The organism is Grimontia marina, assembly GCF_900060185.1.
In the GTDB taxonomy this organism is placed as follows: Bacteria; Pseudomonadota; Gammaproteobacteria; order Enterobacterales; family Vibrionaceae; genus Enterovibrio; species Enterovibrio marinus.
In genome coordinates, this window is the sequence record NZ_FIZY01000007.1 from 84,957 (window position 1) to 99,643 (window position 14,687).

The 14,687-nt window shown below is 48.5% G+C and carries 10 protein-coding genes and 2 pseudogenes; 3 read left to right on the forward strand and 9 right to left on the reverse strand.

Annotated features, from left to right (window positions below; translation table 11 throughout):
* Nucleotides 1-15 precede the first annotated feature (15 nt).
* Both GMA8713_RS05625 and GMA8713_RS05630 read left to right on the forward strand, forming a co-directional pair.
* The gene (locus GMA8713_RS05625) at nt 16-1,233 is read left to right on the forward strand and encodes a methyltransferase (RefSeq protein ID WP_062706772.1); all 1,218 of its coding nucleotides are present in this window, start codon (nt 16-18) and stop codon (nt 1,231-1,233) included.
* Nucleotides 1,224-1,946: a sulfite exporter TauE/SafE family protein gene (locus GMA8713_RS05630; RefSeq protein ID WP_062706685.1), complete on the forward strand. Its 723-nt coding sequence runs from the start codon at nt 1,224-1,226 to the stop codon at nt 1,944-1,946. The genes GMA8713_RS05625 and GMA8713_RS05630 overlap by 10 nt, the downstream gene beginning before the upstream one ends.
* 74 nt (nt 1,947-2,020) lie before the next feature.
* Here GMA8713_RS05630 and GMA8713_RS05635 read toward each other — a convergent pair.
* Nucleotides 2,021-2,686, reverse strand: a pseudogene (locus GMA8713_RS05635) (DUF3943 domain-containing protein); the annotation flags it as partial.
* A 366-nt stretch (nt 2,687-3,052) separates the two neighbouring features.
* A pseudogene (locus tag GMA8713_RS05640) lies at nt 3,053-4,210 on the reverse strand (aromatic amino acid transport family protein).
* A 158-nt stretch (nt 4,211-4,368) separates the two neighbouring features.
* On the opposite strand from GMA8713_RS05640, the gene GMA8713_RS05645 reads away from it, so the two are divergent.
* A complete protein-coding gene (locus tag GMA8713_RS05645; RefSeq protein ID WP_232314369.1) occupies nt 4,369-5,625 on the forward strand; it encodes a CinA family nicotinamide mononucleotide deamidase-related protein in 1,257 nt (418 codons plus the stop codon).
* Between the two features lie 49 nt (nt 5,626-5,674).
* On the opposite strand, the gene glsA is transcribed toward GMA8713_RS05645, so the two are convergent.
* The 7 genes from glsA to GMA8713_RS05680 all read right to left on the reverse strand — a co-directional run bounded on the left by glsA (nt 5,675) and on the right by GMA8713_RS05680 (nt 14,646).
* The gene (gene glsA / locus GMA8713_RS05650; protein ID WP_062706690.1) at nt 5,675-6,613 is read right to left on the reverse strand and encodes a glutaminase A; all 939 of its coding nucleotides are present in this window, start codon (nt 6,611-6,613) and stop codon (nt 5,675-5,677) included.
* Nucleotides 6,610-8,169 carry a glutamine/gamma-aminobutyrate antiporter GadC gene (gadC, locus tag GMA8713_RS05655; protein ID WP_062706692.1) on the reverse strand — a complete coding sequence of 520 codons (1,560 nt, stop codon included), beginning with the start codon at nt 8,167-8,169 and terminating at the stop codon, nt 6,610-6,612. Before gadC ends, glsA begins: the two co-directional genes overlap by 4 nt.
* A 72-nt stretch (nt 8,170-8,241) precedes the next feature.
* Nucleotides 8,242-9,621, reverse strand: a complete 1,380-nt coding sequence (gene gad / locus GMA8713_RS05660) for a glutamate decarboxylase (RefSeq protein ID WP_062706694.1) — start codon at nt 9,619-9,621, stop codon at nt 8,242-8,244.
* A 200-nt stretch (nt 9,622-9,821) separates the two neighbouring features.
* Nucleotides 9,822-10,112 carry a 2Fe-2S iron-sulfur cluster-binding protein gene (locus tag GMA8713_RS05665; protein WP_062706696.1) on the reverse strand — a complete coding sequence of 97 codons (291 nt, stop codon included), beginning with the start codon at nt 10,110-10,112 and terminating at the stop codon, nt 9,822-9,824.
* Nucleotides 10,109-11,242 carry a class Ia ribonucleoside-diphosphate reductase subunit beta gene (gene nrdB, locus GMA8713_RS05670; protein WP_062706698.1) on the reverse strand — a complete coding sequence of 378 codons (1,134 nt, stop codon included), beginning with the start codon at nt 11,240-11,242 and terminating at the stop codon, nt 10,109-10,111. Before nrdB ends, GMA8713_RS05665 begins: the two co-directional genes overlap by 4 nt.
* 67 nt (nt 11,243-11,309) lie before the next feature.
* Nucleotides 11,310-13,589 carry a class 1a ribonucleoside-diphosphate reductase subunit alpha gene (nrdA, locus tag GMA8713_RS05675; protein WP_062706700.1) on the reverse strand — a complete coding sequence of 760 codons (2,280 nt, stop codon included), beginning with the start codon at nt 13,587-13,589 and terminating at the stop codon, nt 11,310-11,312.
* A gap of 400 nt (nt 13,590-13,989) precedes the next feature.
* Nucleotides 13,990-14,646: an HAD family hydrolase gene (locus GMA8713_RS05680; RefSeq protein WP_062706702.1), complete on the reverse strand. Its 657-nt coding sequence runs from the start codon at nt 14,644-14,646 to the stop codon at nt 13,990-13,992.
* Between the last annotated feature and the right edge of the window lie 41 nt (nt 14,647-14,687).

Genomic DNA, 14,687 nt, shown 5'->3' on the forward strand with positions numbered 1-14,687 from the left:
GGGTGGAGTACTTTCTTGTCATTATCCTTTAATGTTCTCACTGAACGTTTTATTCAATTGGATGCTTTTCTGTCCTCGCATACTGTATTTTGGCAGGGTGTGCCCTTTGATTGTCTCGATTTACCCTGGCGGGAGAGTCACCCCGAACTATGCGAGTGGCTGGATACGCAGTCCCTTCACGAACTGGGAAATTGGAAAGAAAGCCCTGCAGATTTGGCCAAAATGCTCAGTAAGTGGCTCCCAGATGCGAAGTCTTTTATTTCTCTGACTGCGATAGAGCCACAACAATCCGCTGATGTTCAGTGCGATCCCCATTGGGCGACAGGTGTTCCTGGTCGTAAGTGGTCTCAGATCAGCACCTTTACGGCGGCGTTACGAGCAGGTGAAGGCGGAAATTGGCTTGAATGGTGCGCTGGGAAGGGATATCTCGGGCGTATTCTGGCGGCAACGAAAAATGCGAATGTCACTAGCTTGGAGTGGCAGCAGGCGCTTTGTGATGATGGTCAGGCGTATGCAGAAAAGCATCAACTTCCAATGCGGTTCGTGCAGGGCGATGCCTTCGCAAAAGAAAGCCAGCAGTTAGTACAAGGGTGTGATCATGCGGTTGCATTGCATGCATGCGGTGACCTGCATGTGACGCTTTTACGCCATGCAGTAGAAGCGAAGCCGTTGTCTGTTTCGGTGTCTCCTTGCTGCTATCACCTCATTCGGGATAAGCAGTATCAACCTTTATCTTCATTAGCCAAGGCATCTGAGCTATCGCTCAGCAAACATGATTTAAAGCTCCCCCTCCAAGAAACCGTAACGGCGGGGCAAACCGTGAAGAGTAAGCGTTTTGTCGAGGTGAGCTTTCGACTTGGTTTTGATGCTTTGCAGAGAAACCTATCTAACTCCGACAAATATTTGCCTATTCCTAATGTACAAAAATCTTTTTTAAAAGAGGGGTTTGAGGCATTCTGCTATTGGGCCGCTATGCGAAAAGGCATCACCCTGCCAAAGGGTCTTAACTTCGGTCATTTCCTTCAAATCGGAGAGACTCGATTCCACACCGTAGAGAAGATGGAGACAGTGCGAACGCTGTTTCGGCGTCCCCTAGAAATATGGTTGGTTCTTGACCGGGCCCTTTATCTGACAGAAAACGGGTACCATACTGATATCTCCACATTTTGCTCTCGCGAACTGACGCCGAGGAATCTGCTTATCCATGCTGTAAGGAAAAATAGATGGCACTGAGCACGGAAGAGCTCATTTTAATCATGCTGGCTTTAAGTGCCGGCGCATTTGTTCAAAGCCTAATTGGCTTTGGTCTTGCCATTGTTTCTGCGCCAATTCTAATGTTTATTGACGCCTCGTTGGTGCCTGCCGCAGTGACACTTGTGACGCTTGGACTCGCAATAGTGAATACCTGGCAATATCGCAGTCAGTTGTCCTTTAAAGGCATCAGTTGGGCATTTATTGGCCGTATTCCCGGTACTTTTGTTGCTTCAGCATTGCTTTTCTATCTCTCAGCGAATTCACTGGAATTGCTGATGGGGATTGCAGTGCTGATTGCCGTTGTCGCCAGTATCTTCAAATTTGCTGTAGAGCCGAACAATAAAAATATGTTCTGGGCAGGTTTTGCTGCGGCGATTATGGGAACCACAACTGGGATTGGTGGCCCGCCCATGGCATTGGTTCTGCAGAAAATGGATGTGATGAAACTGAGGGCGACACTGGCTGGTTATTTTATTTTCAGTTGCGCGATTTCTCTAGGCGCACAAGCGATGGCAGGATACTTTACGTTGTGGCACCTGAAAGTCAGCCTGATTTCTCTACCACTCGTATTTCTCTCTTCAGTGTTTGCTCTTCGTTTGGCCCCTTATGTGAGAGCAGAATGGGTAAGATACGGACTACTGATTTTGTGTGGGTTTGCTGGGCTGGCGCTTTTAGGGAAAGGTTTAAGCTAAATATCAGATAAACAGACCCTATTACAAAATAGCCAGCATTGCTGGCTTTTCTTATCTTTTATAGTTCAGAGACCTTAAAACTTCAGGCTGACCTGCATACCAATGAATTGGCTGTCATACGGCGCACCAGCATCTGCAGCATAACGTGCGGCCTCCTGATTGTTGAACCAAGGGTCGTAATTCATACGAACTTCAGTGTCGCCTTGCCACATGTTCGTCACCCAACCGTGAATATGACCCACCGGATTCAGGAGGAACAGGCTGACATCCCCCAGCGTTTCTGAGCCCATGACTTCACCACCGTCTGCGACGATGTGTTGCTCGGTCAGGTACATCCATTCACCTACAGCAGCACCAAATAATGGCGTCACGATAATATCCTGGATGGAAGGAACTTCTGCAAAGGCCTCTACACCGTATTCCCAGAAGAAGGTCGACATAGTGAACGAGTACAGGAAGGACTCGAACTCGTTGAAGCCTGAGTGACGAGCCGCAGTGTAGTAAACACCACCAAAGTAAGGGTGCATTACGTAGTTCAGGTAGTGGTCATCTTTATCCCAAACAGGCCCTTCGGACACATTGTCCCACCACTTCTTACCCAGATTTGAGAAGTCGCGATCTTCTGCTGTCCAGTTGGTCACGCTTTCCGGCAAGAATGTCATCAGACCGACGGTCGCTACACTAAGGCCCAGAATGGTGTAAGTCTGTCCCATCAGGTAGTCCCAGTCTTTATCGGAAGAGGTAGATAGGTAGCGAGGCAAACCTTGAGAGCGGTATTCATTAACATCGAATGAATAACCACTTTGGATAGGTTCACCAGTGTCGAGTGCAGATTGGCTGTAGTTCAGCTGCCCCCTGTAGACAGAACCTTGCTGCTCGAAGTTGATGGTGGACGCATCGAATGCAGAGACAGAGTGTGTAACAAATAAAGCGGCTGCAGCGATAGTAGAGCGAAAGCGCACGTAGGATCTCCCACACAAATAAAATGCCAAACCTGATCGCAACGCATTGTGCGAATGGTCTGGCATATAAATTCTTGGTTTAAAAAAGTTTGTCAGTCGACGAGATTCAGTACGTCCTTTCTGAATTAAAATCGAGACATATGTTTAATGCACGATACCGTGTCCTAATTGTGAGGCAACCACGGAAAGGCCGCTAATCATAGCAACGTAAAGGGTAACTTTTCCACCGAAAACTTGATATTGGTCGCGATTTAAACCTAAACGGCGTACTTTCTGAGCCATCAAAACGGGAAGTACAACTGCCAGAATCACCAAAGCTATTGACGCAAAACCCAGCGCGGTAATGAATCCTTGCGGATAGAACAAAGCGACTAGCATGGGTGGAAGAAAAGTCACTAAACCAGTCTGAAACCGGCCTTTTACCGAAGCTTGGCGCTTTAGCATGTCAGCGATGAAGTCGAAAAGCCCCAGACTGACACCAAGAAACGACGTTGCCAGTGCCAAATCAGCAAACAGTGAGATCGCATTGGCTATGCGAGCCGAATCTACTGCAACACTAATGGATTGAATAAACATCCCCAAGTTTGTGTTTTCAGCAAGCGTAGACGCACCCAACACGCCAAAACTCGCAGCTTGCCAGAGCACGTAAATAACCAGTGGCAGGGCGGAGCCCATCAGCATCACTTTTCTTAATACGTGAATATTGAGCCCGGTGTAAGCCACCACTGACGGAATACTACCGTGAAAGCCAAATGAGGTGAACATGGCAGGAATCGCTGCAATCAATAGCCCTTCCTGCAGTGGCAAGGAAACCAGATTCTGGCCTTCTCCCAAGGGAAGCAGTAATGCAAGGGAGAGCCCAAGAAGCACGACTTTCAGCAGAAACAACCCTCGGTTAATCACATCAACTTTTTGAGTGCCCAACATCACCACGGTTGCCACCAGAGCGGTAAACAGAATGATACCTGCGCTCGGTGGTATCGATTCCGTCGCTGCTAATGCGGTCAGTTTATGGTGGAATTGGCCTCCGCCACCTGCAATGTAGGCAGCACTCGCGACCCATTAGCCTTTTTTCCCGAGAAACTGCCTGGCGAGACTGTTTAAGGTCGCGTTAGCGGGTGCATGTTGGTGAGCCTCAAGCATCAGTAAAGCGGTATAGCTCATGAGCATCCACATCGCGATCATCAGAATCAGCGAATGAGTAAATCCCAACCCTGCTGATGCAAGGGGAAGGGCTAACATACCTGCACCAATCGTGGTGCCAGCGATGATCAAAGTGCTTCCTAAAACTTTATTGCGCATAATCGACTTCTTGTAATGATATGTTTACGGTTGCACTGAGGTACCTCTTGCTGTGAAAGTAGGTTGAATTTGAATCGCATCTGATGAGTATTTTTTGTGCTTGAACGGGCTTCCTGATAACGTCTGAGTATTAATACAGTCCGAACAAGGAGATATCGGTGGAACACAACAAACTTCGAGTTGCCATGCTCAGCACTGGCGAGGAAGTGCTTCACGGAGACATCACCGATACCAATGCAGCTTGGCTGTCGAGACGCTGCTTTGAAGAAGGGTTCGCCATGCACCGCCGCGTGACGGTGGGGGATGCTCTGGATGACATCGCCATCGAACTCGTTAGGTGCAGTCAGGTGTCAGATGTGGTGATTGTCAATGGTGGTCTTGGGCCTACGACAGATGATCTGACCACAGAAGCCATGGCGATGGCGATGGACGCCGATCTGGAACTCAACAGTCATTGGTTGTCGGAGCTTAAAAGCCGTTTTGAAAAGAATGGTAAGACGATGCCCAAAAGTAACATCAAACAGGCGATGCTGCCGGAAGGTAGTGAATTGGTGGACAACCCGGTTGGTAGCGCTTGTGGCTTCGCTGCCAAACTCAATGACTGCTTGTTCTTCTTCACACCAGGCGTGCCAAGTGAATTTAAGCAGATGTTCGACAATGAAATCCTGCCAAGGCTCCAGGAGCGCTTTCCGAATACTTACCGTCGTGAAATTAACCGTTTCTACACCTTTGGTTTTTCAGAATCTCTGCTTAACGACAAGCTCGAGTCTTTGGCGTTACCGGAAGGTTTTGAACTTGGCTACCGATCTGCCTTACCTTTCATTGAAGTGAAAGTGTTCTCACCGCGCCAGCATCTAGATATTTCACTGGTAGCGGACGGTGTTCGCAATGTCCTTGGTGACTTGATGGTTGGTGACGGCTTACCCATGCTGGAATCTGTTGGCGTATTACTGGAAGACTCTGGTATGACACTGGCGGTTGCTGAAAAATTCTCTGGTGGTTATCTCACCAATTGGCTGAACCAAGATGACGATACGCGCCAGGCACTTGTCCAGTCTTGGGTGTTGAGTGAATCTACACTGACTGCAGATGGGGATTACAATCCGCTGGCCGCAGTGCTCGCCATGGCAGCTGCTTCCCGCGAAAATGCAGGTGCCAATATTGGTCTTGCCTGTGGAAATCTCGAAGCGGGTAGAGTGGCTCTTGGTTTGTCGTCTCAGGAAGGTGATTGGGGAGTAATCGTGAAGCCGCGTCGCAACCAGACACCGGAGAACTTTCGGATTTACTGCAGTACCATGTTGCTCGACCTACTTAGACGTTATCTCACTGGTCAAAACATGTTCCCGGAGATTGCCTCACTGGTGACGTTGGAGTCGCTCCATATTCCCGTCGAGGAAGTAGAAGACCCTGAGTAATGAAAGAATGGCCTGATAATCAGGCCATTTTTCTGCATACCTTTCAACGCTATCGGTAGATATTTAGATTGAGGGCTTTTGCCACTTCCGCAATCATCCTCTGCCCACGCACACTGTTGCCGGATTCATCCAAGGGTGGAGAAAATGTCGCGATGCCACATTTCCCCGGAGCGACCGCAAGCAATCCGCCACCCACGCCACTTTTGCCGGGAAGACCCACTTCAAACGCCCAGTCACCGGAGTAGTCATACAAGCCTTCCATGGTCATCTCTGCGAGCAAAGGAGCCACATTATCTCGAGACATAACCCGTTCGCCAGACACAGGATTGACGCCTTTGTTCGCAAATGTGGCGGCCAGCACAGCCAGATCTTTACACGTCACGAGTGTGGAGCATTGTCTGGTGTAAACCTCGCAAGCTTCCATCGGGTCGCAGAAACAGTTCCCTGCGGCATAAAGCAGCCATGCAATACCACGGTTGTGGAAGTTTGTTGTCTGCTCTGACTGGTTGATTTCCTCTGACAGTGTCACGTTTCCTGCGGTGATTCGTCGCTGCATGTCCAAAATGCGCTGCCACCTTTGTTCTGGATTATCTGCTTTCAACAAGCTGACACTGGCCATTGCGCCCGCATTGACTAACGGAGAGAGAGGCTTGTCCTGATGTTCACACAAAGCCAAGACGGAATTGAATGGAAGGCCGGTAGGTTCAGCTCCAATCTTTTCGCGAACCGTTTCGGACCCGACATCTTCCATCAGCAAAGCCAGCGTCACCACTTTAGATATGGATTCAATGGCAAAGCCGAAGTCACTGTCGCCAGCTTGATAAACGTCACCATCAGCCGTGACCACGACTAATGCTGCCAATTCTGAAGGAACTGAAGCGAGATAAGGAATGTAACTGGCATTCTCACCACCTGGGAGATCGCGAAACTGATGGTAAGTATCGTTAACCAAAGCCTGAAGCTCGCTGGGAGAAGGGAGATGATTCATTGTGCGTCTCCTTTCCCTTCTCGATGCATTTCGGTGACAGATTCCGTGTGACGGTCAGAGTGGTTCTCCACACCAGGGTGCACACCCTCTACCTGCCATGTAAATGGCGCAAAGTCAGAGTTTTCATTCCGCCAGTGCGGTTTCCTCGCGGCATATATCAGAAAAGGAATAATGGCGAACACCAGACTGAGGCCAACAAGAATAGAGATAAAGGTTGTTGGGCTACCCACGGCAATTTGACTGGGTGGGATAAAGCTAAAAGCAAAGGCAATCGCCGAGCTGGTAAAACCCACTCCGGCAAACACATACAAGCCTTTCTTTCCTCCCGGCACACGATATGGGCGTGGGCGATTGGGCTGACTGAAGCGGAGGTAAATCGCTGCTGAGAACATCAGCATATACAGAGTGAGGTAGATAACCGCGGCAAGCTGACTCAATATCTGGTAAGCGGCTTCTACTGATGGTAACACCACGAAAGTAACGGCAAGGAAACTCACAATGATGCCTTGCACCAAGAGAATGTGGGTCGCCATGCCATTGTTGTTAGTGTGTTGCCAGAATCTGGGCATATAGCCCGCCTTGGCGACTTCAAGCAAGCCAGTGGATGGGCCTGCAACCCAGGTGACAATCCCCGCCAACACACCAATGGCGAGGCAAATCGCCATAATCGGACCGAGGAAACCCAGTCCCGCCCATTTGAACATATCGAAGTAGGCCACCAACAGACTTTGGGTAAGGTTGATGTCTGCACTTGGGATCACAAAGGCGATGGCGAGCGTGCCAAGCACAAAGATCACCACCGTACCTAATGCCGCCATACCAATGGCAAGGGGATAAGAGCGGGTAGGGTTATCCAAATCTTTAACGTGGATGGCGTTCATCTCCATCCCGGCATAAAAAAGGAAAATACTGGCTGCCAGCACCACATTGTTGAAGTTGGAAAGGTCAGGGACTAAGTCTTTCCATGCCAGCTCAATCTGGATTTTTTCTCCGCTGAACAGAAATGCAAAGCCAAGCAGTATCAGGATAATGGCGGGGATAATGGTACCAATGATACCACCCCATTTAGACAGCAACGTAAAGGCCGCTACCCCGCGAAAAGCGACAAAGGTTGCGAACCAGTAAATCGCGAGCACGATAGCCAGTACGAAGAATTTGTTTTCTGATAGGGCGGCATCAAAGGTTTGATCTGGGCCGATAAAGGCCAGCGAAACCGCACCAAACGTCAATGCTGTGGGGAACCAAACGCATACCTGAACGAAGAGCAAGAACATCGCCATAAAGGCGAGCTTTGGCCCAAAGGCTTCACCCACCCAGCGGAATATGCCGCCTTTTTCTGGCCAGCCAGTGGCAAGTTCAGCTGCGACCAATGAGACAGGCACCAGAAAAAATGCCGCAGCGAAGACATAGAAGAACACTGAGCTCAATCCATACTCGGCTTCGGCTGGCAGTCCTCTGAGGCTGACTACGGCCACAATATTCATGATCGCGAAGGTAACGACGCTGATTTTTCCTACATCTTTTGCGCCAACTGAAGAATCTTTTTTGTTATTCATTTGAATAGTCCTTTACCTGTCAGGCCAGCTCTGGCCTGACAGTGGGTGATGTAAAGCGCTGTAAGACTAAGATCAGCCGTGGTGGAAAGTAGAAGTCGCACCAGAGTGGACTTGTGGGAATTGCTTGAAGTAGTCAACGCAGCGCTTCAGATCTTCCAGTAGCAAAGCAACCATGTCTTTGCTGACGCCATGTCGGATCATAATGCGTTGAATGACAGTGTCCTGACGATTGCCAGGAAGAGGATAAGAAGCAATTTGCCAGCCTCGCATTCGCATTCGGTCAGAGAGGTCATAGAGGGTAAATCCCCAATCGCCTTCTTTTAGGCTGTAGCTTAGGGCTGGCAAACCTCCCCGTCCGTCGTAGAAAAGATCGAAGGGTCCAATCTTAGCGATCTCATCTGCAAGCCACTGAGCGGTATTCAGACACGTCGTCTGAATGCCCTTATAGCCATCAAAGCCAAGACGGAGGAAGTTGTAGTATTGCGCCACGATTTGTCCACCAGGACGAGAGAAGTTAAGAGCGAAGGTCGGCATGTTCCCACCGAGGTAATCCACGTTGAACACCAAGTCTTCGGGAAGATGCTGCTTATCACGCCATACTACCCAGCCAACGCCGAGGGGCGCGAGGCCATATTTGTGACCAGAACTGTTGATGGAAACCACGCGGGGCAACCTGAAATCCCATTTCAATTCAGGGCTTACGAAAGGTGCGATGAAACCGCCTGAAGCGCCATCAACGTGAATGGGAATGTCGAGCCCGGTTTCCGCTTGGAGCTCATCCAGCTTTTTGGAAATGATTTCTACTGGCTCGAATACACAGGTGTAGGTCACCCCAAGAGTCGGAACCACGCCGATAGTGTTTTCATCGACATATTCTGAAAGCTTGTCTGGGTTCATGCAGACTTCGTCACCATCAAGTGGAATTTCGCGCATTTCCACATCGAAGTAGCGGGCGAATTTATGCCAACAAATCTGCACGGGTCCACAAACAATATTGGGTTTATCGGCGGGTTCTCCTTGAGCCTTGCGTTTCGCTCGCCAGTTCCATTTCATGGCAAGGCCACCCAGCATGGCCGCTTCTGAAGAGCCTGTGGTTGAGCAGCCTACTGTCGAGTCACTTTCTGGGCTATTCCAAAGCTTGGCGAGGATATGAACACAGCGAGCTTCAATTTCTGCGGTTTGGGGATATTCATCTTTATCGATCATGTTTTTGTCGATACAGACATCCATCAAATCGTGAACACTGGGCTCCATCCAGGTAGAACAGAACGTCGCCAAGTTCTGACGTGCGTTACCATCCATCAACAACTCATCTTTTAACAATTGTGCAATCAACTCCGGTGATTGGCTTTTTTGTGGAAGAGAATACTTGGGAAGCTGGGTTTGAGAGAGGGCTTCTTCGTAAATATCTTCTATCTCTGGATCTTGTTTGTTGGTGAAGTGCAATCCCATTGTCTGCTCCTTTCGAAGGGAAAATTGTCCAAGCTGGGTATCAGCGATTTAAATGGACAACAGACATTAGTATTGGATTGCATGACGCAGTGCAGTGACTGAAAAATGAGATATAAGGTGTTGTCTATTTTAGATAAGGCTAAAAAGTCAGACAGACTGATGAGCGGTGTGTGGGGGAGAAAAAGAGCGCCGCGACCGAGTCAGAGGTTCGCGGCTTTTTTTGCTACAAAAGAAACTTGGTAATCGAACTCCAGTGCCACGTCTTCACTTGGAGTAGAGCGGCACGTCAGGATTTCACCAGCGGCGAGGTACGCCATTGCATCTTCCTGAGCAACATTGCCCCTGTCTAATTTGCAGCGACAGGCGCCACAAACACCATTTCGGCATTGGAATTCCGGTTGCAGGCCTGCTTGCTCGAGTTGCTCAAGCAGAGGCTGGTGGGTGTTACCCACCAGCGCATGTCCATTCACTGTAATAGCGATTCGGCTCATAGTTCGAAGTCACCCAGATCGTCGATATCAACGTCGTTGTCAATTTGGCCAACAAGGTAAGAGCTAATTTCCGCTTCCTGAGGGGCAACCTGAACGTTGTCAGAAGACAACCAAGCGTTGATCCAAGGAATCGGGTTCTGGCTTGCACCTTGGTAAGCAGGCTTAAGACCAACAGCGGCCATACGAAGATTCGTAATGTATTCGACGTACTGGCACAAAATATCTTTGTTCAGACCAATCATTGAGCCGTCTTTAAATAGGTATTCTGCCCATTCTTTCTCTTGCTCAGCGGCATCTTTGAACAGGTCAAAACATGTTTGCTCGCACTCTTTGGCTATCTCGGCCATTTCTGGATCGTCGTCTCCAGAGCGCAGGATGTTCAGCATGTGTTGGGTACTGGTCAGATGAAGTGCTTCATCGCGGGCAATCAGTTTAATGATCTTTGCATTACCTTCCATCAGCTCACGCTCTGCAAATGCAAATGAACAGGCAAAGCTTACGTAGAAACGAATCGCTTCAAGCGCATTGACAGACATCAGGCAGATATACAGCTTTTTCTTTAACTCGCGCAGAGACACCAAAACGGTTTCGCCGTTAACTGTGTGTTCACCTTCGCCAAAACGGTGGTAATCGCTGGTGGCCTGAATCAGGTCATCGTAGTAACCCGCGATGTCATTCGCGCGCTTGATGATGTGCTCATTGACCACGATGTCATCAAAAACTAGTGCCGGATTGGTCACGATGTTACGGATGATGTGGGTGTAAGAACGCGAGTGAATAGTCTCAGAGAAAGACCAGGTTTCAATCCAGGTTTCCAGTTCTGGAATAGAAACCAGCGGCAACAGCGCAACATTCGGGCTGCGACCTTGGATAGAATCCAGCAGTGTTTGGTATTTCAGATTACTGATGAAAATATGCTTTTCATGTTCTGGTAGTTTGTTGTAGTCGATGCGATCACTGGAGACATCGACTTCTTCTGGACGCCAGAAGAAGGAAAGCTGTTTCTCGATCAGCTTTTCAAAAATTTCGTACTTTTGTTGGTCGTAGCGAGCGACGTTAACCGGCTGACCAAAGAACATTGGTTCCTTGAGCGCGTTGTTGTTTTCTTTAGAAAAAGTGCTGTAAGCCATTGCCGTAAATTTACCAATCAGGTTAAAACTTCAAAGAGGGAGCTAGTGCTCCCTCCTAATTCTTTTCTTAGATTTTGCAAGCGCCGCCTGCGCAATCATCATCTTGTGCAGCGAGATCTTTCTGCGCATCGTCTGCACCATCACGGGTGTTGTGATAGTACAGGGTTTTGACACCCAGCTTGTAGGCAGAAAGCAGATCTTTAAGAAGCAGCTTCATTGGTACCTTGCCACCAGCCTGTTTGCTTGGGTCGTAGTTCGTGTTGGCAGAGATTGCCTGATCCACGAACTTTTGCATCAGACCAACCAGTTGCAGGTAACCGTCGTTTGACTCGATGTTCCAAAGCAACTCGTAGTTGTCTTTGTATTTTTCGTACTCAGGAACGACTTGCTTCAAGATGCCATCTTTCGACGCTTTAATTGATACGAAGCCGCGTGGTGGTTCGATCCCGTTGGTTGCGTTAGAGATTTGCGAAGACGTCTCTGAAGGCATCAGTGCAGAAAGTGTTGAGTTACGCAGACCATGCTCCATGATCTCTGCGCGCAATGCGTCCCAATCAAAGTGCAGTGGTTCGTCACAAATCGCATCCAAATCACGCTTGTAAGTGTCGATTGGCAGTAAGCCTTTTGCGTAGTTGGTTTCGTTAAACGAAGGACATGCGCCTTGCTCTTTCGCCAGACCAACAGACGCTTTCAACAGGTAGTACTGAATCGCTTCGAACGTACGGTGAGTCAGGCCGTTTGCACTGCCGTCTGAGTAACGCACGCCATTTTTCGCCAAATAGTAAGCAAAGTTGATCACGCCCACACCCAGAGTACGGCGGTTCATGGTCGCTTTACGCGCTGCTGGCAGAGGGTAATCCTGATAATCCAGCAGTGAGTCCAGAGCACGGATAGTCAGGTCAGCCAACTCTTCCAGCTCGTCCAGTTCTTTAATCGCACCCAGGTTAAACGCAGACAGCGTACACAGTGCAATTTCGCCCTGATCGTCTTCAACATTGGTCAGTGGCTTAGTTGGCAACGCAATTTCCAGACACAGGTTAGACTGACGAATCGGCGCTACCTGAGGGTCAAACGGGCTGTGAGTATTACAGTGGTCCACGTTCTGAATGTAGATACGACCCGTTGAGGCACGCTCTTGCATCATCAGCGAGAACAACTCTACTGCTTTGCGTGTTTCTCGCTTGATGGATGGGTCGTTCTCGTACTGAACGTACAGACGCTCAAATTCCTCTTGGTCCGCAAAGAACGCGTCGTAGAGTCCCGGTACATCTGATGGTGAGAACAGAGAAATACTCTCGCCTTTGATCAAACGTGTGTACATCAGTTTGTTGATTTGAACGCCGTAATCCATGTGGCGAACACGGTTTTCTTCAACACCGCGATTATTCTTCAGAACCAACAGGCTTTCTACTTCACGGTGCCACATTGGATAAAAGAGGGTAGCTGCACCACCACGTACACCGCCTTGTGAGCAACATTTCACAGCTGTTTGGAAGTATTTGTAGAAAGGAATACAGCCTGTGTGGAAAGCTTCACCGCCACGGATAGGGCTACCCAATGCACGGATTCGGCCTGCGTTAATACCGATACCAGCACGCTGGCTAACGTAACGAACGATCGCGCTAGCGGTTGCGTTGATGGAATCCAAGCTATCATCACACTCAATCAGTACACAAGAACTGAACTGACGTGTTGGTGTGCGGACACCAGACATGATTGGAGTAGGCAGAGAAATCTTAAATAGAGATACCGCTTCATAGAAACGACGGATGTAATCTAGGCGGGTTTCTTTCGGGTAGTTCGCAAACAGACATGCTGCAACCATAATGTACAAAAACTGTGCACTTTCGTAGATTTCACCGGTAACACGGTTTTGCACCAAATATTTACCTTCCAGTTGCTTCACAGCAGCGTACGAAAAGTTCATATCACGCCAGTGGTCAATGTAGGTATCAAGAATGTTTAATTCTTCGGCAGTGTAGTCTTCAAGCAGATGTTTATCATACTTACCCATATCAACCATTTTGTTGACATGATCGAAAAGCGTTGGTGGCTCAAATTGGCCGTAAGCCTTCTTGCGCAAGTGGAAGACCGCCAGACGCGCTGCCAGATACTGGTAGTCAGGAGTCTCTTCAGAGATCAGATCTGCTGCAGCTTTGATGATGGTTTCGTGAATGTCTTCAGTTTTGATACCGTCGTAAAATTGAATATGAGAACGCAGTTCGACCTGTGATACGGATACATTGTCGAGGCCTTTCGCGGCCCAAGTAATGACACGGTGGATTTTGTCAAGATCTATGTTTTCTTTGACACCACTGCGCTTTTGGACGGTAATTTGTTGGTTCATTTATCTTGTTCCCGGTATTTCCTTGCCTGAAGAGCTATTTTTGCAAAGTTTCACAAATTGCAAGGATGATTTGTGATCGATATTAACTTATGGCGTAGTCATCAAAACACTATATGTAGGGTCTACGCTATGCTTGAGTAACAAGATAGTGGTGGGATGAGGATAATGCAAGCTCCCCCCAAAGTAGCGGGCTGTGGATATCTTGGGGATGGTATTTATTATGTTAGTGCTTACTCACTGTTTTATACCAAGTAAGGCAATGGTATAAAAAAAAGCAATGCTTTTTACAGTACGAAATTAAATAAAAAAAAATATTATGCTTGCCTGATAGTGCTATCGGTGCATCCCGTTAAGCACCTGAATAGTGGTTATTTTCTGTTCTGTGACTGTGTGATTAGGATCAGAATAATAACAGAATCTCTACAGGTGTGTTAAAAATCAGATCCGCCTCCCATTCGCTTGGTCGATCTTCTTCCCCGATATACCCCCAAGAGGCGATAGCAGACATCATGTTAGCCGCTTTAGCTGCCACAATGTCGTTTTGTATGTCTCCAACGTATAGACACTTTTCTGGCTCAATAGTCAGAATCGATGCGCCGTGCAGCAACGGTGCAGGGTGGGGCTTTGCATGAGGAGTAGTGTCTGCACAAACGATAGTTCTGGCCTGGAGTAATAAAGGAAAGTATGGGAGCAGCATTCCGGTCAGGAAACCGGGTTTATTGGTCACAATACCCCAGGGGATTTGTCGCATAGTGAGTTGTTCCAGTAATTCCACCACACCACTATATAGTGTGGTTGTAGTGCAAATGTTATCTGCATAGTGATCGAGAAAAGAAAGTCGCAGTTGGTTGAGGTCTTTTCCTTGCAGCGCATCGCCAAAGCCTGTGCGAAGTAGCCCTCTGGCCCCATGGCTGGTATTGGCCTGAATCTGGCTTTCAGAAAGAGGAGGGAGTCCGTGATCTTTCAAAACACAGTTTGCGGCGTTGGCCATATCGGGCGCGGTATCCAGTAAGGTGCCATCCAAATCAAACAGAACTGCTTCTACGCTTCCTTTCATTAATGTTCCTTGTTCAGGTTTTAGCGCTGCAAAATAAAGCC

Bases quoted from the DNA above. Each gene is read 5' to 3' on its own strand.
- GMA8713_RS05630 (WP_062706685.1), top strand. From the start codon at position 1,224: ATGGCACTGAGCACGGAAGAGCTCATTTTAATCATGCTGGCTTTAAGT.
- glsA (WP_062706690.1), bottom strand. From the start codon at position 6,613: ATGAATCATCTCCCTTCTCCCAGCGAGCTTCAGGCTTTGGTTAACGAT.
- gadC (WP_062706692.1), bottom strand. From the start codon at position 8,169: ATGAATAACAAAAAAGATTCTTCAGTTGGCGCAAAAGATGTAGGAAAA.
- gad (WP_062706694.1), bottom strand. From the start codon at position 9,621: ATGGGATTGCACTTCACCAACAAACAAGATCCAGAGATAGAAGATATT.
- GMA8713_RS05665 (WP_062706696.1), bottom strand. From the start codon at position 10,112: ATGAGCCGAATCGCTATTACAGTGAATGGACATGCGCTGGTGGGTAAC.
- nrdB (WP_062706698.1), bottom strand. From the start codon at position 11,242: ATGGCTTACAGCACTTTTTCTAAAGAAAACAACAACGCGCTCAAGGAA.
- nrdA (WP_062706700.1), bottom strand. From the start codon at position 13,589: ATGAACCAACAAATTACCGTCCAAAAGCGCAGTGGTGTCAAAGAAAAC.
- GMA8713_RS05680 (WP_062706702.1), bottom strand. From the start codon at position 14,646: ATGAAAGGAAGCGTAGAAGCAGTTCTGTTTGATTTGGATGGCACCTTA.